Raw genomic sequence first — 325 nt, 5'->3', positions numbered from 1 at the left:
GCGTCCTGCTGCGCCTGTGCCGGCTGCGGCACCGGCGCACGCGCCTGGCGCCATTGCGCCGCCTGCTCGCGCACCACCGCCTCGGCGGCGGCGGCATCCAGGCTCGCCAGGTCCTCCTCGCGCGGCGTGCGCAACACCGCGCCCTGCTTGAGCAGGTTGAGATTGCCGCGGATGAAGGCGTCCGGATTGGCGCGCAGCAGCGCGACCATGGTCTGGTCCAGCGAATGGCCGTTGCCGCGCGCCAGTTGCCCGGCGATCTGCGACAGGGTCTGCCCGGCGCGCACCGGCGCCAGCGCATCGCCGGGCGCGGCCGCGGGGGCCGGCG

The 325-nt window shown here is 76.6% G+C and carries 1 protein-coding gene; it reads right to left on the bottom strand.

Annotated elements, in window-relative coordinates; genetic code table 11:
• The coding region (locus D183_RS25635; protein WP_039729339.1) for a FimV/HubP family polar landmark protein at window positions 1–325 on the bottom strand (325 nt) is incomplete at both ends.

Origin of the sequence: Xanthomonas sp. SHU 199 (assembly GCF_000364665.1) — a bacterium.
GTDB classification, from domain to species: Bacteria; Pseudomonadota; Gammaproteobacteria; order Xanthomonadales; family Xanthomonadaceae; genus Xanthomonas_A; species Xanthomonas_A sontii.
The sequence above is the reverse complement of the archived record's forward strand: the minus strand, read 5'-3'. Positions and strand labels throughout refer to the sequence as shown.